The following is a 19871-nucleotide window of genomic DNA, read 5'->3' as shown; positions in this document are numbered from 1 at the left end:
CCATGGCGAGCATTGGCAATACCTACGATCCGGCCACCACCGCAGCCGGCCTGGCGACCAACTACACCTCGGCGCGCCAGAGCATCCTGACGGCCCAGACCAAGCAGGCCGCCCAGGCCGCGCAAGCCCTGACCGCCCTGCGCTCGGCGATTTCGTCCTACCAGGGCTCGCTCAGCGCGCTGACCGCCAGCAAGACCATGCTGAGCCAGACCGCGACCTTCAGCAACAGCGCGATCGGCACCGCCACCGCGAATACCAACGCCAGCGCCGGCAGCTACAGCTTTTTCGTCGAAAAAGTCGCCACCGCCAACCAGGTGTCCTACAACAACCTGGCCGACAGCGCGGCCAATGGCGGCACCCTGGGCATCGAACTGGGCGGCGTGCCCGGCTTTTCGGTCAACCTGGCCACCGCCAACAGCGACGCCGACGGCACCCTGACCCCGCGCGAAATCGCGGCCGCCATCAATGCCGAACCGACCAACAATGGGCGCGTGTCGGCCTCGATCGTCACCGTCAACGGCGTCACCCAGCTGATGCTGACCTCGAAGACGACTGGCGCGGCCGGGAATATTTCCCTGAACACGGCGGCGGTCAACAATGCCGGCCTCAAAGCCGCACTCGACGATCCCCTCAACGCTTCCCAAGTCGTGACCGGCCAGGATGCCCTGGTCTGGCTCGGCGCTCAGGGCAGCGGTACCCCGATCGCCCAGGCCTCGAACGTGTTTACCAATGTCGACGGGGTGACCATGACCTTCGCCAAGGCCCAGGCCCCCGGCGACGCGCCAGTCACCCTGACGGTGGCCAGCGACAACGCCGCCACCGTGGCCAAGGTGCAGAAATTCGTCGACGATTACAACAAGCTCAAGGGCGTGATCGATGCCATGGTGGCGCCGGGCGACCCGTCCAAGAGCGCCGCCCCCGGCGTGTTCGCCAACGATGGCGGGGTGCGCGTGCTGCAAACCCGCATGGTCAGCATGCTGCGCGGCGTCAACGGCGCCGACAGCCTGGCCGCCTACGGCATCGTGGCCACCCGCGACGGCAGCCTGTCCCTGAACGCCACCCGCCTGACCAGCCAGCTCGCGGTCTCGCCGAAAGGCCTGGACACCCTGATCGGCAGCAGCCTGAACGGCAGCAGCAGCGGCATCGCCGGCAATCTCGACAGCTACCTGAAGGAATGGAGCAGCAGCACCGACGGCCAGCTCAAGCAGCGCCTGGAACAAAACACCAAGTTGCAGACCAGCCTGACCAAGCGCCAGGACCAGCTCGACAAGCAGTACGACAGCGCCTACAAGCGCTATCTGACGCAATTTACACAGTTGCAAACACTGCAAAGCCGGATGGCGTCCAACACCTCCATGTTCGACGCGCTGTTCGGCGACAAATCCTGATCAAGAGAGGAAAAGATGTCCTATTCCGACGCTTACGGCGACTACCACGCGGTTAACCTTGATGCTCAGACGGCGCGCGCCTCGCCGGTCGAGCTGGTCCTGCTGCTGACCGACGGCTTGCTGGACGAGCTGGCCCGCGCGCGCGCCCACATCGTCGGCAAGCGCTACGAGCAAAAGGCGGCCAGCATCGACAAATGTGTCGAAATCATCAATGGACTGTCCAGCTCGCTGGACTTCGAGCAAGGTGGCGACGTGGTGGAAAACCTGGCAACACTATATGACTTTTGCGCCGCCCGCCTGCACGGGGCCGGCATCAAGATGGACCCGGCGCTGCTGGACGAAGTGGTCGAGATTCTCGGCACGATCCGCCAGGGCTGGCTCGGCGTGCAGGCGCGCAATGCCTAGGCGCGCCGCCCTCGAAGCCCTGACCGCGGCCCTGGCCAGCGCCGGCGCTGCGCGCGACTGGGTGGCGCTCGACCGCGCCGTGGGCGCCCTGAGCACCCAGCTGCGGGTGCTGGCCGCCAGCGGCCCGTGGAGCGCGGCGGAAACACATGCGCTGGAAGCGCTGCGCGCCCAGCACGACAAGGCCGCCGAGCTGTGCGCCGCCGAGCTGGAAGCGCTGGGAGCGCAAATGCACGATATGCACGCAAATAAAGCTGGCTTTATCGCCTACGCCCTCGACAATGAAATTGACATAGAACGTAACCAGGCATAAATCATGATGCTCGCTAACCTGCCCCCTTCTCCCGCCGCCCCGGCCGCCCCCGGCGCCGCCGCGCCCGCCGCCGCCGCCACCACGCCAGTCACCCCTGGCACCGATGCCGCCGCGCCGTTCGCCAGCTGGCTGCTGTTCGACAGCGCCGCCGCCGGACTGGCCGTGCCCGAAGGCGACACCGACAGCGCCGGGGCCGCGCCCACCGACGTCCTGGCCGAGCCCGGCATGCTGCCCGACAGCGCCGCGCCGCCGGTCGCGGCCGACGCCCCGGACCAGGCCAGCACGCCCGCGATGAGCATGACGATGAGCATGACCCTGCCGCTCGGCATCGTCCTGCCGCCGGCCATGCCGATGACGATGCCGTCCAGCTTGCCTGCCGCCATGGCCGCGCCCGTGCCTGCTGCCACGCCGCTTGGCGCCGCCGCCGCCGCCCCGGTCAGCTTTGCCGCCCCGGCCGCTCCGGCCGCCGCCGCGACCCCGGCCGTGCCAGCCGCGCCGTTCGCCGCCGCCCTGCCCGCCGCCCCGGCCAGCACCGTCTCGTTCACCTTCAGCGCCCCGCCAGCGGCCAGCGCCAGCAGCACTGCCCCCGCCGACAGCGCCAGCGATAGCGGGGCCGCCGCTGCGCGCACGCCAGCGGCGGCCCCGCTGGCCGTGCCGCCACCAGCCTTGGCCGCCGCGCCGGCACCGGCAGCGGCCCCGCGTGCCCCCGTGCGCACTGGCGACAGCGGCACGGCAGCCGCGCCCCTCGCCCAGAACACCGGCGTCGCCGCCACTGCCCAGCCGATCGCGGCCGCCACAGCCGACAGCGCGCCGCGCAGCGACGCCCCCGTGGCCGGCCCTGGCAACGTCATGAGCGGCGCCAACGCCCTGGCCTCGCAAAGTACCGGCGTGGCCGCCCCGCTCGACCTGAAATTGCCGGCCAACCCGGCCGACTGGCAGCAACCGCTGCGCGACGCGCTGGGCGAGCGCCTGCAACTGCAACTGGGCCGCAACATCGACCAGGCCGTGATCCGCCTCGACCCGCCGCAGCTGGGCCGCATCGAGATCGCGATCCGCCACGCCGCCGGCGGCGTGCTGGAAGTAAATATCAGCGCCACCCACAGCGAAGTGCGGCGCCAGCTGGGCAGTGTCAGCGATGCCATGCGTTCCGACCTGGCCCAGCGCCACTTCAGCGATGTCGCCGTGACCATCACGGCCACCCCGCGCAGCGGCGCCGCGTTTGGCGAGCAGCAGGGCCGCCAGCGCCAGCCCGAGCGCGACACCCATGACAACGATCCTGGCCGCGCGCTGGCCGAAGCCGGCCATCCGTCCGCCACCTTCTCCCTGTCCGGGCGTGAGGTAGCGGCATGAAAAAGACCACCAAACTGATCGTCGCTTTCGTGGTCATCGGCATCCTGGGCGCGGCCGGCGCCGGCGCGGCGCTCTACTTCAAGCAGCCGCTGCCAGCCAAGGATGGCAAGCACGCCCCGGAAGCGGCAGCGCATCCGAAAAAACCGGCGCGCTATGTCTCGCTCGACAAGGTCATCGTCATGCTGCGCCGCGCCCCTGGCGAAACCCAGGCCCATTACATTTCGACCGACCTGGTGCTGTCCACCACGCTCGAGCAGGAAAAGAAAGCCAAGGATGACTTGCCAATGCTGCGCAGCGTGGCCGTGCGCGCCCTGTCGGCGTACACCATGAGCGCCGCCCAGGACCTGACGGTCGAGCAGTACGCCGAACAACTCAACAACACTTTCGCCGCCACTTATGACAAGGACAAGCTCGAAAAGCCGTTCTCCGAAGTCATGATCGGCAAACTGATCATCGAATAGCGAACCGGGGATCCTGTGGCCTATCACGCCGATTACACCGATTGCAGCAGCGGCGCCAGCTACGTGGGCGGTAACCCGCTGGCCCATGGCGCTGCGGCCGGGCACGCCAGCGACTACGGCGCCGCGTATGGTGCCGCCCAGGTGGCCGAGTACGCGCCCGTGCTCGACGCCCGCGAAGAGCAGCGCCAGCTGGTCGCTTACGCGCCGCTGGTCAAGCGCATCGTACGCCAGCTCAACGCCCAGGTGTCGGGCGTGATGGGGCGCGAAGACATGGAACAGATCGGCCTGATGGGTTTGCTCGAAGCGCTGCGCCGCTATGGCATGCCGGATGCCGGATTCGGCAGCTTCGCCTCCTTGCGCATCCGCGGCGCCATCCTCGACGAGCTGCGCCGCCAGGATTGGCGTCCGCGCGCGGTGCGCCAGGACAGCCACAAGATGCGCGACCAGGTGCGCGCCCTGACCCGCTCGCTGGGGCGCGAGCCGACCGACCAGGAAGCGGCCGCCGCCCTGGGCCTGAGCCAGGAAGCCTATGTGCAATACCAGCTCGACGATGGCGCCGAGCTGCTGCTGAGCTTTGACGACGTGCTGCAGGAAGCCGCGGAACGGGCCCACAGCGCGCCCGGCCCGGAAGAGCAGTTCATGATCAAGCACAGCCTGGAACAGGCCCTGATGGCCCTCGACGAGCGCGAACAGCGCGTGATCCAGATGATTTACGAATTCGAACTGAGCTACAAGGAAGTTGCCGCCGTACTCGATTTGTCGGACGCGCGCGTCTGCCAGCTCAACAAGGCGGCGCTGGCCAAGATGAAGGCCGCCCTCAAAGGTTGATCAAGACATGGTTTACCCGCTTCTTTCGCACCTCACGACTTACCAAAGGAATTTAACATGCAGCAACTAGTCGGCATTGCCATCGTTCTCGGCTGTATTTTCGGCGGATTCGTGCTCATGGGCGGCACCTTCGATGCCATCTGGCACCCGGTCGAGATCCTGATCATCGCCGGCGGCGGTGCCGGTGCGCTGGTGTTGGGTAACCCCAACCATGTGCTCAAGGAATTGACGACCCAGTTGCGCAAGATCATCGTGCGCAAGAAGCAAGGTTCCGAGTTCCAGCGCCAGTTGTTGTTATTGATGTATGAACTGCTGCAAACGGCGGCAGGCGGCTTGAAGGCACTCGATGCCCACGTGGAAGACCCGGCGTCCAGCCCGCTGTTCCAGCGTTACCCCTTGGTGCTGGAAGAGCCTAAACTGTTGGCGTTTATTGTCGATAATTTCCGTTTGATGGCCATGGGAAAAATCAATGCCCATGAGCTTGAAGGCGTACTGGAGCAGGAACTGGAAGCCATTCACGAAGAGCTGGTGCAGCCCTCCAAGTCGCTGCACAAGATTGCCGAAGCCATGCCCGGATTTGGCATCCTGGCGGCGGTGCTCGGCATCGTGCTGGCGATGAACTCGGTAGCCGAGGGCGCCGATGCGGGCGCGATCTCGGCCAAAGTGGGCGCCGCGATGGTCGGTACCTTCCTCGGCATTTTCTTTTGCTACGGCGTACTCGACCCGATCAGCAACATGATGAAGCAGCTGGTGAACCAGGAAGCGTCGAACATGGAATGCGTCAAAGTCGTGCTGGTCACCCACGTGGCCGGCAAACCGGCCCTGCTGGCCATCGATGCCGGCCGCCGCCTGGTGCAATTGAACATCAAGCCAAGCTTCGCCCAGCTGGAAAGCTGGATCAACGCGATGGGCGGCGAAGGCGAGGATTCGCCATCGCCGAAACGCCGCGCCACCGACCGTGCAGGAGAGCCGCGTGCAAAAGCAGCATGACAAGCACGACGCCGCGATCATCGTGCGCGGCCGTGGCAAGGCGCACGAGGACGACCACGGCGGCGCCTGGAAAGTCGCGTTCGCCGACTTTTGCCTGGCGCTGCTGGCCTTGTTCCTGGTGCTGTGGCTGATGGCGGCGCGCGACCAGCAAACCATGAAAGCCATGGTGCGCGAGCAAAACGGCAGCTACGCCGATGGCCAGGGCAACAAGCCGGAAATCGGCGGCGGCCCGCGCGGCAGCCTGATCGAGCGTTTCGCCATGCCGCACAGCGGCACCTCCTCGCAAAAGGAAAACGGCGGCGAAGGCCCGAAAGTGCGCTACGACTCGCCGGCCGAACTGGCCGTGCTGTCGCGCAAGCTGGGCACCATGAGCGTGGATGCGGGTTTGTCGAACAACCTGGAAGCCGTGATCACCCCGTACGGCTTGCGCGTCACCCTGCACGACACCGACCGCCAGGGCATGTTTTTGCTGGGCAGCGCCATGCCGACCGACCGCTTCGGGCGCCTGATGCGCGAGATGGGTCCCTTGTTTGCAAAAATGGAAAACCAGATGCTGATCGTCGGCCACACCGATTCGCGCAAATATGCGGGTGACCAGGATGGCAACTCCAACTGGACCTTGTCGAATGCGCGCGCCATGGCGGCCCGCTCCCAGTTGCTGGCCGGTTCCATGAATCCGGACAGCGTGCTGCAAGTGGTCGGGATGGCCGACCGTGCGCCCTTCGAGCCGGAAAATACCGGCGCGGCCGTGAACCGCCGCATCGAACTGCTGATCCTGACCCACAGCCAGGCCAATACCGTGGCCGCCATGTTCGGCGTGCCGGGCAAGAACGAGGTCGGCGCCGACACGGCGGTCGGCACCAAAGGTTCGGTCGAGGAACTGCGTAACAAACTCAAGAACGTCAAGGGCGCCGCCGCCCAGGGCAAATAATCATGACGATCCAATCCAAAAGCCGAGGTCCACGCATGAAAATCTCTTCTGGCGGTGCCTCCGCCGACGCCTCGGCCGTGCAGCGCAGCAGCGCCGCGCCCGCGCCCGAGGCCAAGACCCCGGTGAACGGCGGCGCTGGCGTGGCCGCCAGCGCCGCCGCCCTGCAATCGGAAGTGCTGCAGCCGGCCATGGCGGCCCTGGCAGCCATGCCCGAGATCGACCACGAACGCGTGGCGCAATTGCGCGACGCACTGGCCAAGGGCGAATTGCCGTTTGACCCGGCGCGCCTGGCCGGGCTGATCACGCGCTTCCACGGAGGCCAGCGATGAGCCGCATGACGCGCGAGCAGGCGCTCGGCAAGCTGAGGGCCGGCGTTAGCGCCGACCTGGACGCTTGCCAGGCCATCCTCGCGCTGCTGGCGCGCCAGTTCGAGGCCGCCCTGCGCCACCGCAGCGCCGAACTGGCCGACCTGGCCGAACAGCTCACGCCGCTGCTGGACGCGATGGAACAGCGCCGCGTGCAGCGCGTCTCGCTGGTGCGCGCCCTGTGCGGCGCGGCCGCCGGCATGGCCACCCTGATCGCCGGCGTGGCCGCGGCGCAAGGCGAGCAGCTCGCCGCCGACTGGCAAGCGCTGGAGCAACTGGTACTTGAATGCAAACGTTTGAATGTTCGCAACAGCGCCTTGCTGACCGAACAATTTTCCATCATGCAGCGTGTGCTGCACGGAGAGGAGACCTTGTATGAGGCACGCTGATTTCCATACCGCCAGCATCGCGCCCACCGCGCCAGCCCAGTCCACGCGCCCGATGGCGGCGGTGGGCGGCGGCGCCGGTTTCGGCGGCGTCTACAGCGCGATGCAGAACGAGATTGCCGATTTCATCAGCCAGGGCAGCGCCGACAGCGGCGCCTCCATGCTGAGCCCGCAGGGCCGCATGCTGCAGGCGCGCCTGCAAGATGCCGAGGCAGCGCCGGCCAGCGTCGGTGTCGGCGCCGCCTTCGCCGACGGTTCCGAACAAAAAGCTTTCCTGGAACAGATCGCGCCGTGGGCGCGCCAGGCCGGCGAACGCCTGGGCGTGGCGCCGCAACTGGTGTCGGCCCATGCCGCGCTGGAATCGGGCTGGGGCCAGCGTCCGCTGCGCCAGGCCGAAGGCGCCAGCACCCACAACCTGTTCGGCATCAAGGCCGGCGCCAACTGGCAGGGCGAGGTGGCCGAGAATGCCACCACCGAATACGAACACGGCGCCGCCGTGAAGAAAACCGAACGCTTCCGCAGCTACCCGGACCAGGGCGCCGCGTTCCGCGACTACGCCCAGGTGCTGCTGGACAACCCGCGCTACGCTGGCGCGATCGGCACCGGCAACGATGCGCGCGCCTTTGCCCAGGGCCTGGCCAAGGGCGGCTACGCCACCGATCCGGCCTACGCCGCCAAGCTGACCAAATTGGCTGCGCGCCTGCAGGGAGCGTCGGAGTGAACTACGGCTGCGCCGAGCGCGGCAGCTCGACCGGTTCGACCGTGCCGGCGGCGATCACGCGCATGCGCACCACCCGGCCATTGGCCAGGTTGCGCACCCGCACCAGCGCATGGAGTGCGCCGGCGTCGAGCGCTTCGCCGGCGGTGCTGATCTCGATCGCCTCGAAACGCGCCAGCATCACCACCGGTTCGCCGCGCTTGACCAGCAAGGGGGCGCTCAACTGTGCCTGGCGCAGCACTTCGCCGGCCCGCAGCGAGCGCCGCGTGGCTTGCCCGGTGGCCGCCTCGGCCGAGCTGATGGCGTCGGCCAGCGTGGTGACATCGCGCCGCTCCAAGGTGACATCCTGCGCCGTCAGCATGTGCCCGGCCGCGACCGGCGCGGCGCTGACCGCCACCAGCGCGCTGACCGAGGCGCGCAGCACGTATTCATACCGCCAGCCGCCCGCATCCGGACACAGCACGGCAAAACGCATGCGTGCCGGCGTGCGCGTGTCGACCGCTTCGATCTCGACCGGTTTGGCGCAGGGCGGCGCGGCGCGCGGCGTTGCCACGTTGACAGTAAATTGCGCTTCCGCCAAGCCGGCCGTTTCCGCCTGGCGCGCCAACTGCTCGCGCGCGGCCTGTTCGAGCCTGGTCGTGATCGCATTTTCTGCCGCATTTATGTTGCCGCAGGCTAATGAAATCAGCGCAGCGGCCGTTAATGGCTGGAACAAGGCGCTGGTGGCGCGGCGGACCTCAAGCATAAGTAGCACCCTGGTAAACGTTGCGCACGACGCAAGGAACGCCGCACAGCCTCATTCTAACCAGATTCACACTGCAGTTCATTCACGGAGGAAGCTTCATGTCGATTGATTTCCAAAAGGCACTTGGTGTGCACGCCGACACGCTGCATGTGCGCGCCGACCGCACCCGCGTACTGGCAGCCAATATCGCCAACGAAAACACGCCAGGATTCACCGCCCGCGACGTCGACTTCGGCGCCATGCTGCAGCAGCGCATCGAAACCGAGTCGGATATGCCTGGTTTGGGCGCCGACGATCAGGACGCCTTGTACCGCGTCCCTTACCACCCCACCGCCGACGGCAATACAGTCGAAATCGGCGTCGAACAAGCCGCGTTCTCGCAAAACGCATCCGATTTCCAGACCAGCCTGACCTTCGTGAATATGCGCCTCAAGGGTTTGGCCAAAGCCATCGCAGGACAATAATCATGAGCTTTAAAGATATCTCCCAAATTGCGGGTTCGGCCATGGCGGCGCAGTCGGTGCGCTTGAATACCATCGCCAGCAACCTGGCCAACGCCGATTCGGTGTCCGGCTCGGAAGGCGAAACCTACCGTGCCCGCAAACCCGTGTTCGCCGCCATGCTCGACAGCGGTTCCGGCAAGCTCGGCGCCGGCAGCCGGGTCCAGGTACTCGACGTGGTCGAATCGGCCGAACCGCTGCGCAAGGCCTACGAGCCGGGCAATCCGGTAGCGAATGCCGATGGCATGGTGTTCTACCCGAACGTCAACCAGGTGGCCGAGATGACCGACATGATGTCGGCCTCGCGTGCCTTTGAAACCAATGTGGAAGTCCTGGGACGCATCAAGTCGATGCAAGCGGGCCTGCTGCGACTCGGCGAAGGCTGATCCCATGCTCACCAATCACCTCAACGGCGCCAATAACCAGGCGACCGGCAATGCCAACACCATCGTAGGCCAAGCCCCGGCCAGCGAAACGGCGGACATGTTCACCAAATTGCTGGTGGCGCAGATCCGCAACCAGGACCCCCTGGAGCCAAGCGATCCGTCGCAGTTCGTCAACCAGCTCTCGCAGCTGAGCCAGACCGAGGCGATGCAAAGCCTCGCCAAGCTCAACAGCGCAAGCGCCAGCGTGCTCGAAAGCATCCAGACCCTGGCCCTGGGCGCCCAGGTCGGCTCCGACATCACCGTCAGCACCAGCAGCGTGCGCCTGGACGGCAAGCCGCTCAAGGCCAGCATCACCCTCCCCGCGGCCAGCGCCACCAATACCGTGACCCTGACCGGTGCCGATGGCGTGAAACACGACGTGCAGCTCGGTTCGCGCGGTTCGGGTCCGCAAGCGTTTTCCATCGATCCGGTCGCGCTTGGCCTGGCGCCAGGGAAATACGATATCAAGGTACGAACGAGCGCCGGTGCGCAGGACGCCATCGAAGTCATCGGCCGCCTGGACAGCGTGCGCATGTCGGCCGGTGGCGGTGTGGTCCTCAAGGTGGCAGGAATCGGCGATGTTGCGCCGTCGTCCGTCACTGGCTTCAACGGCAAGTCCGGCGCATCGCTGGCGGCCGCCAACTCCTCCACCGCAAATTAAAAGGATTACATCATGAGTTTCGAAATCGCATTGTCGGGCATCCAGTCGATCAACACCCAGCTTGAAGCAGTCAGTAACAATATCGCCAACGCCGGCACCTACGGCTTCAAGAGCACCCGCGCCAACTTTTCGGCCATGTACGCCGGTTCCCAGGCGACCGGCGTGGAAGTCGGTTCGATGACCCAGAGCATCGGCCTGAACGGTGGCGTCACCACCACCGGGCGCGGCCTCGACGCCGCCATCGATGGGCGCGGCTTTTTTGTCAGCCGCGACAGCCAGGGCATCGTCAACTACAGCCGCGTCGGCATCTTTTCAGCCAACAAGGATGGCATCCTGGTCGACAGCAATGGCCGCTCGGTGCAGGGCTACGCCGCGATCAAGGGCAGCGCCGCGCTCGGCGTGATGGGCAATATCGAAGTGCCGACCGGCCAGATCCCGGCCGTCGCCAGCACCAAGGTCAACTACGTCGGCAACCTGTCCAACGATTGGGTGACCCCGGCCGGCGCCTTCGACCCGGCCAACGCCGCCACCTACAATATGGCCAAGCAATCGGTGGTCTACGATTCGCTGGGCAGCCAGCACACCCTGTCGCAGTATTTCGTCAAGGGCGCCGGCACCACCATGACGGTGCACTTCGCGGTTGACGGCGGCGCCCCGCTGGCCACCACCACCACCCTGACCTTCAGCAACATGGGCCAGCTGCCGCCGGTGCCGCCGGTGACCACCCTGAACATCACCCCGACCAATGGCGCGGCCCCGATCACGCTGGACGTGGACTACACCGGCACCACCCAGTTCGCCGGCGAAGCCATCACCACCACCAACAGCACCGACGGCTATGCCTCCGGCACCTTCATCGGCGTCGAAATGGGTACCGACGGTTCGGTCATGGCCAAGTACAGCAACGAGCAGCAGCAAGTGGTCGGTACCGTGGCGATCGCCACCTTCGCCGATGAAGGATCGCTGACCGCCATGAGCGACACCAGCTGGACCGCCAGTTCGGCCTCCGGCGCGGCCCTGTACGGCACCCCGGGCAGCGGCCTGGCCGGCAAGCTCAATACCGGCGCCCTGGAACGCTCGAATGTTGACATTACGTCAGAGTTGGTGGGCCTGATGACGTCACAGCGCAACTATCAAGCCAATTCCAAGGTGATTTCAACAGAAAATCAGATGATCCAGTCCTTGATGCAGGCACTATAGTATCCGTACGGAAATAATGAATGACGTGAGGGAGCAACATGGATAAATTGATCTTTACAGCACTGAGCGGCGCCGAACGCGCGCTGAAAGCCCAGCAGGTCCACGCCAACAACCTGGCCAACATGGACACCACCGGCTTTCGCGCCAACCTGGAGTTATCGGCCACGCAAGCGCTGGGCGGCTCGGGTTTCGACGACCGCCACTATGTGCGGATGCAGTCCGATGCCGTGTCGGGCCGCTCCGGTCCGATCAAGGAAACCGGGCGCGACCTCGACGTGGCGATCACCGGCAACGGTTACCTGACGGTCCAGTGGCAGGGTGGCGAAGCCTATACCCGCGCTGGCGCCATCAATATCGATGCCGATGGCGCACTGTCGGTCAACGGCCATCCGCTGCTGGGCGAAGGCGGCCCGGTGGTGCTGCCGCCGCATAACGCGGTCACCATCGGCGCCGACGGCTCGGTGTCGGTGCTGGCGCCGGGCACGACCGACATGCAAGTGATCGACAAGCTGCGCCTGGTCAACGCCGAAGCCGGCGAAGTGACCAAGAACGAAGGCGGGCTGATCGTCTCGCGCAGCGGCCAGCCGCTGGCGGCCGACGACAAGGTGACGGTGCGCGGGCGCCATCTGGAAGGCAGCAATGTGTCGGCGGTCGAAGAAATGGTCGCCACCATGAGCCTGAACCGCAGCTTCGAGCTCCAGATGAAGCTGCTCAAGGCCAGCGACAACATGAACGAAGTGGGCAACCGCCTGCTCGGCGCCTGACGCGCCCCCCAACACGTAAAAGGAAAAGATCATGAATCCAGCAATGTGGATCAGCAAAACCGGGGTGCAAGCCCAGGACGCCAAACTGCAGGCGATCGCCAACAACCTGGCCAACGTCAACACCGTCGGCTTCAAGCGCGACCGCGTCGTGTTCGAGGACTTGTTTTACCAGGTCGACCAGCAGCCGGGCGCCCAGCGCGCCGACAATACCCTGTCGCCATCGGGTGTGCAGCTCGGTAACGGCACCCACTTGCTGGGCACCCAGAAAGTATTCACCAACGGCAGCCTGCAAACCACCAGCCAGCCGCTCGACGTGGCCATTTCCGGCAATGGTTTCCTGCAAGTGCGGCGCCCCAACGGCGACCCGGCCTACACCCGCGCCGGCCAGTTGCAGGTGGACGCTACCGGCACCCTGGTCAATGCCCAGGGCTTGCCGCTGGTGCCGCAGATTACGGTCCCGAACAACGCCACCGCGATCACCATCGGTGAAAACGGCATGGTCTCGGCGACGATTGCCGGCAGCACCACGCCGTCGGAACTGGGCCAGCTGACCTTGTCGAACTTCGTCAACCCGACCGGCCTCTTGGCACTCGGCGAAAACCTGTTCTCGGAAACGCCGGCCAGCGGCGCCGCCGCCGAAGGACGTCCGGGCGATGGCGCTTTCGGCAAGCTCAAGCAAGGCGCGCTGGAAGGCTCGAACGTGCAAGTGGTCGAGGAAATGGTCGACATGATCGCCGCCCAGCGCACTTACGAAATGAACACCAAGGTGCTCTCGGCCGCCGACAACATGCTGCAGTACCTGGCCCAGGCGGCGCGCTGATGAAAGGCGCCGCCACGCTCGCCTTGGTGTTGCTGGCCGGCTGCGCCAGCAGCGTCCAGCCGCCGCCGCGCGCGATGGCCGACGACACCGCGCCCCTGCCGCGTGCGCAAGCGCGCGGCGGCCTGTCGGGCGGCGTGTTCAACGCCGACGCCGTGCCATTGACCTCCGACAGCCGCGCCTTCCGCACCGGCGACGTGGTCACCGTGATCCTGCAAGAAACCACCCAGGCCAGCAAGCGCGCCGGCACCAGCATCAGCAAGGAATCGAGCGTGGGCGTGACCGCGCCCGGCTTGCTGGGCAAGAAATTCCCCAAGGCCGCGATCGACCTGTCGGCCGAACGCGGCTTCGAGGGCGACGCCACCAGCACCCAGCAAAACGCCCTGTCCGGCGCGCTGACCGTGATCGTGCAGGAAGTGCTGCCCAACGGCTTGCTGCGCGTGGCCGGTGAAAAAAGCCTGACCCTGAACCAGGGCGAAGAATTCGTGCGCCTCAAGGGCTTCCTGCGCGCCGCCGACATCGACGCCGACAACCAGGTCTCCTCGCTGCGCGTGGCCAATGCCCAGATCAGTTATTCGGGCCGCGGCGCCCTCGCCAATGCCAACGAACCCGGCTGGCTGACCCGTTTCTTCCTCGGCCCCTGGATGCCGTTCTGAGCGCTCTCGCCAGCGCCGTTTTGAGGTAATCACATGATCCAAGCCCGTCTCTTCACCCTCACCCTGACTCTGCTGGTCTGCTTTGCCCTGCCGGCCTCGGCCGCGCAAACCCTGCGCAACCTGGTCAGTGTCGAAGGCGTGCGCGAGAACCCGCTGGTCGGCTACGGCCTCGTGGTCGGCCTGAACGGCAGCGGCGACAGCAGCCAGGTCAAGTTTTCCAGCCAGTCGGTGGTCAATATGCTCAAGCAGTTCGGGGTCAAGCTGCCGGATGGCGCCGAAGCGAAGAACAAGAACGTGGCCGCGGTCATGGTCAGCGCCGTATTCCCGCCCGGCTATCGGCGCGGCCAGCCGATCGACGTCACCGTCTCCTCCTTGGGCGACGCCAAGAGCTTGCGCGGCGGCGTGCTGCTGCTCACCCAAATGCGCGCGGCCGACAATGAAGTCTACGCCCTGGCCCAGGGCAATGTGGTGGTCGGCGGCCTGAACGCGACCGGCGCGAGCGGCTCGAGCGTCACCGTCAACACCCCGACCGGCGGGCGGATTCCCAACGGCGCCAATATCGAACGCGAAATCGGCAGCGATTTCTCGACCCGCGCCGAAGTCATGCTGCGCCTGAAAACACCGCACTTCGAGACCGCCACCAATGTCGTCGAAGCCATCAACCGCCGTTTCGGGCCGCTGGCCACCACCGCCGACGGCGCCAGCATCCAGGTGATCGCCCCCGCCAACCCGACCGAGCGCGTGGCCTTCATGGCCAAGCTGCAAGCGCTGTCGGTCGACGTCGGCACCGACGTGCCGAAAGTGGTGTTCAATTCGCGCACCGGCACGGTGGTGATCGCCGAGGGCGTGCGCGTCAAGGCTGCCGCCGTCACCCACGGTTCGCTCAAGGTGGTGATTTCCGAAAGCTCGGCCGTGAGCCAGCCCGCCCCCTTGTCGGGCGGACGCACCGCCGTCACCCCGCAATCGAAGCTGTCGGTCGACCAGGGAGCCGGGCGCGCCATGTTCAAGTGGCCCGCCAGCGCCAAGCTGCAAACCATCATCGACATCGTCAACAGCCTGGGCGCCACCCCCGACGACATCATGGCGATCCTGCAAGCGCTCGACCAGGCCGGCGCCATCGAAGGCGAACTGGTCGTCATTTAAGGAATTGCTGCCATGAATCCACTCGACCTGACCACCACCCTCAACCGCGCCGGCATGGGTCCCGGCCACGAGGCCGCTGTGGCCCCGGCCGCCGATCCGGTGTTCGTGGCCAAAGCCACCAAGGCCGCCATCGAATTCGAAAGTTTCTTTATCGGCAATATGCTGCAGCAAATGCGCAATGGCACCCGGGCCATGGCCGAGGATGACAGCGTGTTCAAGGACCCGGTCAACCGCGACATGCAAGACATGGCCGACAACCTGATGGCCGGGCAAATGGCGCACCAGCGCGCCTTCGGCGTGGCCGACGCCATCCTGCGCCAATTGCTGCCGGCGGCCGCGGCGCCGGCGGCGGCAGCGGGCCCGCTGCCCATGCCGCTGCAAACTTCCCGTCAAAAAATTTAATGGAAGCAAGTAAGCGGTCGCCTTGTCAGTATGTGGCCCCATCTTGCCGGCCCATCGAGAAAGAAGTGACACCATGAGCATCATGAACAACGCCCTCAGCGGCGCCCTGGCTTCCCAACTCGCGCTCCAGACCACCAGCCAGAACATTGCAAACCTGCAAACCAAGGGCTACACGCGCCAGTCGGCACTGCTGACCGCGGTGGGTCCGCAGACGGGCACCCAGTCGGCCGGCGGCGGGGTGGCGGTCAATTCCCTGCTGCGTTTTTCCGATGGCTACAAGAACCAGCAACTGTGGCGCGCCGCTTCCGGCGTCGGCCAGTATTCCCAGACCCAGCCTTACCTGACCCAGCTCGAACGGGTCATGGGCGACAACGACGCCGGCCTGAGCAACGGGGTCGACAAATTCTTCCAGGCGCTCAACGCGGTGGCCGGCGTCGACCCCACCTCGACCCCGCTGCGCCAGCAAGTGCTGACCGCCGCCAGCGCCATGGCGCAGCGCTTCAACAGCATGAACAATGTCTACAACGGCCAGCTGCAATCCTTGCGCGACCAGCGCGGCGCGATTGTCGCGTCGGCCAACGCCTCGATCCAGACCATCGCCGACCTGAACCGCCAGATTGGCCTGGCCACCGCCTCCGGCAGCAGCACCTCGACCCTGGTCGACGCGCGCGACCTGGCCATCGACGCCCTGTCCACCCAGGTCGGCCTGGAAGTGACCGACCAGCCCGACGGCACGCGCAGCATTTCACTCAAGACCGGCCAGGCGCTGGTGATCGGCAACGTCGCCGCCACCCTGGTGGCCGAAGGCGGCGCGGCGCAAAACCTGCGGGTCGACTTCGCCGGTTCCTCGTTCCAGCTCGACAAGACGGCGGTCGGCGCCCAGCTCGGCGGCCTCGGCCTGTACGAACGCGACATCCTGCTGCCGATGCAGCAAGGCGTGTCCGACCTGGCCCAGCAGCTGGCGCAAAAGGTCAACACCCAATTGGCGGCCGGCTACACCATGAACGGCACGGCCGGCGGCCCGCTGTTCGTGTTCACCCCGGGCAGCCCCTCGAACATGCTGCAGGTCACGGCCGGCTACCAGACCGCCGACCTCGCCTTTTCGGGCGATAATACCCCTGGCGACAGCGGCAACCTGCAAAAAATGATCGACATCAAGAAGCAGGCGGTCAACATCGGCGCGCTCGGTTCGGTCATGATCAGCGACGCCGATTCCCAGCTGGTCGGCAAGCTGGCCGTCGACAGCCAGCAAAACCGTGTGGCCCTGGCCACCGCCGAGACCATGCGCAACCATGCGATGGACGACTGGACCTCGACCAGCGGCGTCAACAAGGATGAGGAAGCGGTCAATCTGGTCGAGTACCAGAATATGTACCAGGCGAACATGAAAGTGATGTCAGTAGCCAATTCGCTGTTCGATGCGACATTGGCCATGATGGGTTAAGGAGAAACGTATGCGGATTGCCACCAGCCAATACCAAGCGACGATGAATATCTCGCTCCAGCAAAACCAGGAGCGCATCAGCTACGTGAACCAGCAGATGGCGAGCCGTACCCGCATCCTGCTGCCGTCCGACGACCCGGTCGACACGGTGCGCATGTCGCGCCTGCACCGCGAAGAGTCCGCCGTCGGCCAGTACCGCGACAATATCGCCGCGCTCAAGATTCGCCTGACCAAGAATGAAGCCTACCTCGGCAGCATGGTGAACGACATGATGCAAGGGCGCGACCTGCTGGTCTGGTCGTCCGACGGCGGCAACGCCCCGGCCGACCTGGCCGCCATGGTCTCGCCCCTGACCGCCCTGCGCGAAAGCCTGCTCTACAGCGCCAACTCGATCGACCAGGAAGGGCGCTATGTGTTTTCCGGCACCCAGACCGGCACCGCCCCGATCGCCTACAACGCGGCCGCCGCAATCGGTTCGCGCTACAGCTACGCCGGCAACACCAACGACCAGACGGTGGTGGTCGGCAACGGCATCACCCAGGTTGCGAACGGCAATATGAGCGGCATCGAAACGATGCTCAACCAGCTCGACATGACCCTGGCCGCGCTCAGCGCGCCGGGCGCCAGCGCCAACGACCCGGCCACCCGGGCCACCCTGGCGGCCAACCTGGACGGCTTCGACAGCGCGCTCGAGCTCATTTCCGGCAAGATCGCGGTGCTGGGCGGCTCGCAAAACATCCTCAGCACGCTCGACGAAAACCACAGCAATGTGAGTTTGTCGAACCAGATGGCGCTGACCGACATCGGCCAGCTCGACTACGGCCTCGCCGCGACCGAGCTGAGCGGCTACACCAGTGCACTGGAAGCGACCTACAAGGCCTATACGAAGATAGGCAACCTGTCCCTGTTCGCGGCGCTGTGACGCCATGGAAGCGATCCGTCCCACCACCGGCAGTACCAGCGGCCCGGCCGGCGCCAACGGCAGCGGCGTGCGCAGCGAGGCGGCCCCGGGCGCCACGCCAGGGGGGCGTCCGCCCCAGCTGACCCCGGTGGCGCCGGCGCGCAGCGCCCCCGCCCCGCTGCGGCGCGGCCTGGCCAGCGTCGACCACCAGCTGCAGGGCGACGTCGCCAGCGCCCAGCAAGCGCTCGATTTCCTGGAACAGGTGGCCGGCCAGCTGCAAGCGCTCAAGGGCGAGCTGAGTGCCAAACTCAGCGCGCGCCGTGGCGACAGCGGCGCCATCGAAGCCCATCTGCGCCAGCTTGGCGCGACCATGGACAAGCGGCGCCAGGCGAGCGGCGGCAGCGTCGACGCGCGCCTGAGCTTCAGCAGTCCGGCGCCGGCCAGCCAGCGCTTCCGCATCAAGGGCCTGAACCTCGACATGCTCACCGCCGGGGCCGGCCAAACCCTGTCGTTTTCGGTGGGCGGCAACACCCAGCCGCTGACGGTGACGGTCGACCCGTCCATGACGCGCGACGACATCGTGGTGCGCTTCGACCGCGCGCTGGCCCCGGCCAATATGCGCGTGAGCGCCGACGGCAGCGGCGCGCTGGTCTTCAGCACGCCCGAGACGGCCTGGCCGATGGTACGCGATTCGCTCTCGATCCAGGGTGTGGGGCGGGTTGCGGTGGAAGCCGATACCGACGTCGTCATGCCGCAGCAATGGGGAGCCAGCAACGCCGACGCCCTGCGCCAGAGTTTGCATGAAGTCGTGCAAGCGCTCGCGCAAGTACGGCGCTCGCAAGATGCGGCCAGCCAGGCGCTCAGTGCGGCGGCCAGCCGCGCCGCCGTCGACCAGGCGCCGCCGGCCGACATCGAAGTGATGGCCCAGGATTTCGCCGACACCGCCAGCACCCCGAACTACGAATCGCTGCTGGCGCTGACGTCGGCGCTGGTCGGCATCAGCCGCGAGCGCGTCCTCGCCCTGCTCGGCCTGCACTGACCAGCCCCACCGGGGTCTGACCTCTGATTAGCAACAATGTCGATTCGTCCGACCCCGGCCTGATTTTCCCTACAACCGGGGTCAGAGCTCTGACCCCGGTGTTGCGATGTTGCATTCAGCTAGAACGCCTCAGGTGCCTGGAGCGCGCCGCTGCGACGGCTTAACAGCAGGACGCCGACCGCGCCCGCCAGCGCCAGCGCCAGCGCCACGATCTCGGCCTGGCTGGCCTGAACACTTCCCAAGGCGAATTTCGGATTGACCCTGATCTGCTCGATCAGCAGCCGCTCCAGCCCCGCCAGCACCAGGTACACCGAAAACAGCCAGCCGCTTTTGAACTGGTGCTTGCGCAGCTTCCACAGCAGCGCGAAGCAAGCCAGCGCCATCACCGTCTCGTACACCGACGTCGGATACACGCCCGGCGCCGCCAGCACCTCACCGAAAATATTGTTGTCGTAGGTCTGCGCCCAGAACCAGGTCGGCAGCCACTCGGGTTTCAGCGCCATGTTCGCCGCCGTGCCCCAGTCGCCGTCGCCGGACACCTGGCAGCCGACGCGGCCGAGCGCGTAACCGAGCATCATGGCCGGCGCCACCGCGTCGAGCAGCGGGCGGATCGGCAACTTCCAGCTGCGCACGCAAATCACCCCGGCCACCGTGCCCAGGATCAGCCCGCCGAACACGCTCAGGCCGGAACGGCTGAAAATCATGCTCCACGGATCGGCCATAAACTGATCGGTATGCTCCAGGATGTGGAACAGGCGCGCGCCGACCACGCCCACCAGCACCACGACAAAGGCGAGATCGTTGACGATCTCCTGCGGCGGCACCGCCACCTCGCTCACCACGCCAGCGTCACCCTTGACGCGCTTGTGTGCCGGACCGATGCGGCCGGCCGCGTACAGCCGGGCCAGCTCGCGCTTGAGGCACTCGGCGCCGGCCATGATGGCGCACGCCACCAGCAAGCCGAAGGTGGCGATCGGCAACGGCAGGTCGATGCCGGTCAGGTCCCTGATGACATCGCTTAAATACGGATACGACATGCCTA

The 19871-nt window shown here is 66.2% G+C and carries 25 protein-coding genes; 23 read left to right on the top strand and 2 right to left on the bottom strand.

Translation table 11 applies throughout. The features are described 5' to 3' along the window. Positions 1–2: 2 nt before the first annotated feature. The 11 genes from fliD to flgJ all read left to right on the top strand — a co-directional run bounded on the left by fliD (position 3) and on the right by flgJ (position 8135). The gene (gene fliD / locus PO883_RS14685) at positions 3–1388 is read left to right on the top strand and encodes a flagellar filament capping protein FliD (RefSeq protein ID WP_289310433.1); all 1386 of its coding nucleotides are present in this window, start codon (positions 3–5) and stop codon (positions 1386–1388) included. 15 nt (positions 1389–1403) lie between these two features. Further along, entirely contained in the window at positions 1404–1793 is a 390-nt protein-coding gene (fliS, locus tag PO883_RS14680) for a flagellar export chaperone FliS (RefSeq protein ID WP_289310432.1), read from the top strand. Further along, positions 1786–2103: a hypothetical protein gene (locus PO883_RS14675; protein ID WP_289310431.1), complete on the top strand. Its 318-nt coding sequence runs from the start codon at positions 1786–1788 to the stop codon at positions 2101–2103. The genes fliS and PO883_RS14675 overlap by 8 nt, the downstream gene beginning before the upstream one ends. 3 nt (positions 2104–2106) lie before the next feature. Next, on the top strand, positions 2107–3453 hold the full coding sequence (locus PO883_RS14670) for a flagellar hook-length control protein FliK (RefSeq protein WP_289310430.1): 1347 nt from the start codon (positions 2107–2109) through the stop codon (positions 3451–3453). Beyond that, positions 3450–3914, top strand: a complete 465-nt coding sequence (locus PO883_RS14665) for a flagellar basal body-associated FliL family protein (RefSeq protein ID WP_289310429.1) — start codon at positions 3450–3452, stop codon at positions 3912–3914. Before PO883_RS14670 ends, PO883_RS14665 begins: the two co-directional genes overlap by 4 nt. A gap of 141 nt (positions 3915–4055) precedes the next feature. Then, positions 4056–4742 carry a FliA/WhiG family RNA polymerase sigma factor gene (locus tag PO883_RS14660; protein WP_289310510.1) on the top strand — a complete coding sequence of 229 codons (687 nt, stop codon included), beginning with the start codon at positions 4056–4058 and terminating at the stop codon, positions 4740–4742. Between the two features lie 57 nt (positions 4743–4799). Next, on the top strand, positions 4800–5732 hold the full coding sequence (motA, locus tag PO883_RS14655) for a flagellar motor stator protein MotA (protein ID WP_167086416.1): 933 nt from the start codon (positions 4800–4802) through the stop codon (positions 5730–5732). Next, positions 5716–6663: a flagellar motor protein MotB gene (locus PO883_RS14650; RefSeq protein ID WP_289310428.1), complete on the top strand. Its 948-nt coding sequence runs from the start codon at positions 5716–5718 to the stop codon at positions 6661–6663. The genes motA and PO883_RS14650 overlap by 17 nt, the downstream gene beginning before the upstream one ends. A 35-nt stretch (positions 6664–6698) precedes the next feature. Continuing rightward, positions 6699–6992 carry a flagellar biosynthesis anti-sigma factor FlgM gene (gene flgM / locus PO883_RS14645; RefSeq protein ID WP_289310427.1) on the top strand — a complete coding sequence of 98 codons (294 nt, stop codon included), beginning with the start codon at positions 6699–6701 and terminating at the stop codon, positions 6990–6992. Continuing rightward, a complete protein-coding gene (flgN, locus tag PO883_RS14640) occupies positions 6989–7417 on the top strand; it encodes a flagellar export chaperone FlgN (RefSeq protein WP_289310426.1) in 429 nt (142 codons plus the stop codon). The genes flgM and flgN overlap by 4 nt, the downstream gene beginning before the upstream one ends. Beyond that, entirely contained in the window at positions 7404–8135 is a 732-nt protein-coding gene (flgJ, locus tag PO883_RS14635; protein ID WP_289310425.1) for a flagellar assembly peptidoglycan hydrolase FlgJ, read from the top strand. The genes flgN and flgJ overlap by 14 nt, the downstream gene beginning before the upstream one ends. Before the next feature lies 1 nt (position 8136). On the opposite strand, the gene flgA is transcribed toward flgJ, so the two are convergent. After that, complete coding sequence (gene flgA, locus PO883_RS14630; RefSeq protein WP_289310424.1) at positions 8137–8877, bottom strand: flagellar basal body P-ring formation chaperone FlgA; 741 nt, start codon at positions 8875–8877, stop codon at positions 8137–8139. Positions 8878–8975: 98 nt separating this feature from the next. On the opposite strand from flgA, the gene flgB reads away from it, so the two are divergent. The 12 genes from flgB (at position 8976) to PO883_RS14570 (ending at position 18829) form a co-directional block, all read left to right on the top strand. Next, positions 8976–9341, top strand: a complete 366-nt coding sequence (flgB, locus tag PO883_RS14625; RefSeq protein ID WP_167086422.1) for a flagellar basal body rod protein FlgB — start codon at positions 8976–8978, stop codon at positions 9339–9341. A 2-nt stretch (positions 9342–9343) separates the two neighbouring features. Beyond that, a complete protein-coding gene (gene flgC, locus PO883_RS14620) occupies positions 9344–9763 on the top strand; it encodes a flagellar basal body rod protein FlgC (RefSeq protein WP_167086423.1) in 420 nt (139 codons plus the stop codon). A gap of 4 nt (positions 9764–9767) precedes the next feature. Further along, the gene (locus PO883_RS14615; protein WP_289310423.1) at positions 9768–10463 is read left to right on the top strand and encodes a flagellar hook capping FlgD N-terminal domain-containing protein; all 696 of its coding nucleotides are present in this window, start codon (positions 9768–9770) and stop codon (positions 10461–10463) included. A gap of 12 nt (positions 10464–10475) precedes the next feature. Beyond that, on the top strand, positions 10476–11663 hold the full coding sequence (locus PO883_RS14610) for a flagellar hook protein FlgE (protein ID WP_289310422.1): 1188 nt from the start codon (positions 10476–10478) through the stop codon (positions 11661–11663). Positions 11664–11701: 38 nt separating this feature from the next. Then, the gene (locus PO883_RS14605; protein ID WP_289310421.1) at positions 11702–12427 is read left to right on the top strand and encodes a flagellar basal body rod protein FlgF; all 726 of its coding nucleotides are present in this window, start codon (positions 11702–11704) and stop codon (positions 12425–12427) included. A gap of 31 nt (positions 12428–12458) precedes the next feature. Beyond that, entirely contained in the window at positions 12459–13247 is a 789-nt protein-coding gene (flgG, locus tag PO883_RS14600; protein WP_167399876.1) for a flagellar basal-body rod protein FlgG, read from the top strand. Continuing rightward, on the top strand, positions 13247–13900 hold the full coding sequence (gene flgH / locus PO883_RS14595) for a flagellar basal body L-ring protein FlgH (RefSeq protein WP_289310420.1): 654 nt from the start codon (positions 13247–13249) through the stop codon (positions 13898–13900). Before flgG ends, flgH begins: the two co-directional genes overlap by 1 nt. Positions 13901–13933: 33 nt before the next feature. Then, a complete protein-coding gene (locus tag PO883_RS14590) occupies positions 13934–15043 on the top strand; it encodes a flagellar basal body P-ring protein FlgI (protein ID WP_289310419.1) in 1110 nt (369 codons plus the stop codon). Between the two features lie 12 nt (positions 15044–15055). Then, entirely contained in the window at positions 15056–15445 is a 390-nt protein-coding gene (locus PO883_RS14585) for a rod-binding protein (protein WP_289310418.1), read from the top strand. A 73-nt stretch (positions 15446–15518) separates the two neighbouring features. Beyond that, positions 15519–16889, top strand: a complete 1371-nt coding sequence (flgK, locus tag PO883_RS14580) for a flagellar hook-associated protein FlgK (RefSeq protein ID WP_289310417.1) — start codon at positions 15519–15521, stop codon at positions 16887–16889. A gap of 10 nt (positions 16890–16899) precedes the next feature. Beyond that, a complete protein-coding gene (flgL, locus tag PO883_RS14575; RefSeq protein WP_289310416.1) occupies positions 16900–17811 on the top strand; it encodes a flagellar hook-associated protein FlgL in 912 nt (303 codons plus the stop codon). 4 nt (positions 17812–17815) lie between these two features. Continuing rightward, on the top strand, positions 17816–18829 hold the full coding sequence (locus PO883_RS14570) for a hypothetical protein (protein ID WP_289310415.1): 1014 nt from the start codon (positions 17816–17818) through the stop codon (positions 18827–18829). A 119-nt stretch (positions 18830–18948) separates the two neighbouring features. Here the strand turns inward: PO883_RS14570 and PO883_RS14565 are convergent, their stop codons facing one another. After that, complete coding sequence (locus PO883_RS14565; RefSeq protein WP_289310414.1) at positions 18949–19866, bottom strand: prolipoprotein diacylglyceryl transferase; 918 nt, start codon at positions 19864–19866, stop codon at positions 18949–18951. Between the last annotated feature and the right edge of the window lie 5 nt (positions 19867–19871).

Origin of the sequence: Massilia sp. DJPM01, assembly GCF_030348125.1 — a bacterium.
Lineage (GTDB): Bacteria > Pseudomonadota > Gammaproteobacteria > Burkholderiales > Burkholderiaceae_D > Telluria_A > Telluria_A frigida.
The sequence above is the reverse complement of the archived record's forward strand: the minus strand, read 5'-3'. Positions and strand labels throughout refer to the sequence as shown.

Excerpts from the sequence above, each read along its gene's own strand:
- fliD (WP_289310433.1), top strand. The coding sequence starts at position 3 with ATGGCGAGCATTGGCAATACCTACGATCCGGCCACCACCGCAGCCGGC.
- fliS (WP_289310432.1), top strand. The coding sequence starts at position 1,404 with ATGTCCTATTCCGACGCTTACGGCGACTACCACGCGGTTAACCTTGAT.
- PO883_RS14675 (WP_289310431.1), top strand. The coding sequence starts at position 1,786 with ATGCCTAGGCGCGCCGCCCTCGAAGCCCTGACCGCGGCCCTGGCCAGC.
- PO883_RS14670 (WP_289310430.1), top strand. The coding sequence starts at position 2,107 with ATGATGCTCGCTAACCTGCCCCCTTCTCCCGCCGCCCCGGCCGCCCCC.
- PO883_RS14665 (WP_289310429.1), top strand. The coding sequence starts at position 3,450 with ATGAAAAAGACCACCAAACTGATCGTCGCTTTCGTGGTCATCGGCATC.
- motA (WP_167086416.1), top strand. The coding sequence starts at position 4,800 with ATGCAGCAACTAGTCGGCATTGCCATCGTTCTCGGCTGTATTTTCGGC.
- flgM (WP_289310427.1), top strand. The coding sequence starts at position 6,699 with ATGAAAATCTCTTCTGGCGGTGCCTCCGCCGACGCCTCGGCCGTGCAG.
- flgN (WP_289310426.1), top strand. The coding sequence starts at position 6,989 with ATGAGCCGCATGACGCGCGAGCAGGCGCTCGGCAAGCTGAGGGCCGGC.
- flgJ (WP_289310425.1), top strand. The coding sequence starts at position 7,404 with ATGAGGCACGCTGATTTCCATACCGCCAGCATCGCGCCCACCGCGCCA.
- flgA (WP_289310424.1), bottom strand. The coding sequence starts at position 8,877 with ATGCTTGAGGTCCGCCGCGCCACCAGCGCCTTGTTCCAGCCATTAACG.
- flgB (WP_167086422.1), top strand. The coding sequence starts at position 8,976 with ATGTCGATTGATTTCCAAAAGGCACTTGGTGTGCACGCCGACACGCTG.
- flgC (WP_167086423.1), top strand. The coding sequence starts at position 9,344 with ATGAGCTTTAAAGATATCTCCCAAATTGCGGGTTCGGCCATGGCGGCG.
- PO883_RS14615 (WP_289310423.1), top strand. The coding sequence starts at position 9,768 with ATGCTCACCAATCACCTCAACGGCGCCAATAACCAGGCGACCGGCAAT.
- PO883_RS14610 (WP_289310422.1), top strand. The coding sequence starts at position 10,476 with ATGAGTTTCGAAATCGCATTGTCGGGCATCCAGTCGATCAACACCCAG.
- PO883_RS14605 (WP_289310421.1), top strand. The coding sequence starts at position 11,702 with ATGGATAAATTGATCTTTACAGCACTGAGCGGCGCCGAACGCGCGCTG.
- flgG (WP_167399876.1), top strand. The coding sequence starts at position 12,459 with ATGAATCCAGCAATGTGGATCAGCAAAACCGGGGTGCAAGCCCAGGAC.
- flgH (WP_289310420.1), top strand. The coding sequence starts at position 13,247 with ATGAAAGGCGCCGCCACGCTCGCCTTGGTGTTGCTGGCCGGCTGCGCC.
- PO883_RS14590 (WP_289310419.1), top strand. The coding sequence starts at position 13,934 with ATGATCCAAGCCCGTCTCTTCACCCTCACCCTGACTCTGCTGGTCTGC.
- PO883_RS14585 (WP_289310418.1), top strand. The coding sequence starts at position 15,056 with ATGAATCCACTCGACCTGACCACCACCCTCAACCGCGCCGGCATGGGT.
- flgK (WP_289310417.1), top strand. The coding sequence starts at position 15,519 with ATGAGCATCATGAACAACGCCCTCAGCGGCGCCCTGGCTTCCCAACTC.
- flgL (WP_289310416.1), top strand. The coding sequence starts at position 16,900 with ATGCGGATTGCCACCAGCCAATACCAAGCGACGATGAATATCTCGCTC.
- PO883_RS14570 (WP_289310415.1), top strand. The coding sequence starts at position 17,816 with ATGGAAGCGATCCGTCCCACCACCGGCAGTACCAGCGGCCCGGCCGGC.
- PO883_RS14565 (WP_289310414.1), bottom strand. The coding sequence starts at position 19,866 with ATGTCGTATCCGTATTTAAGCGATGTCATCAGGGACCTGACCGGCATC.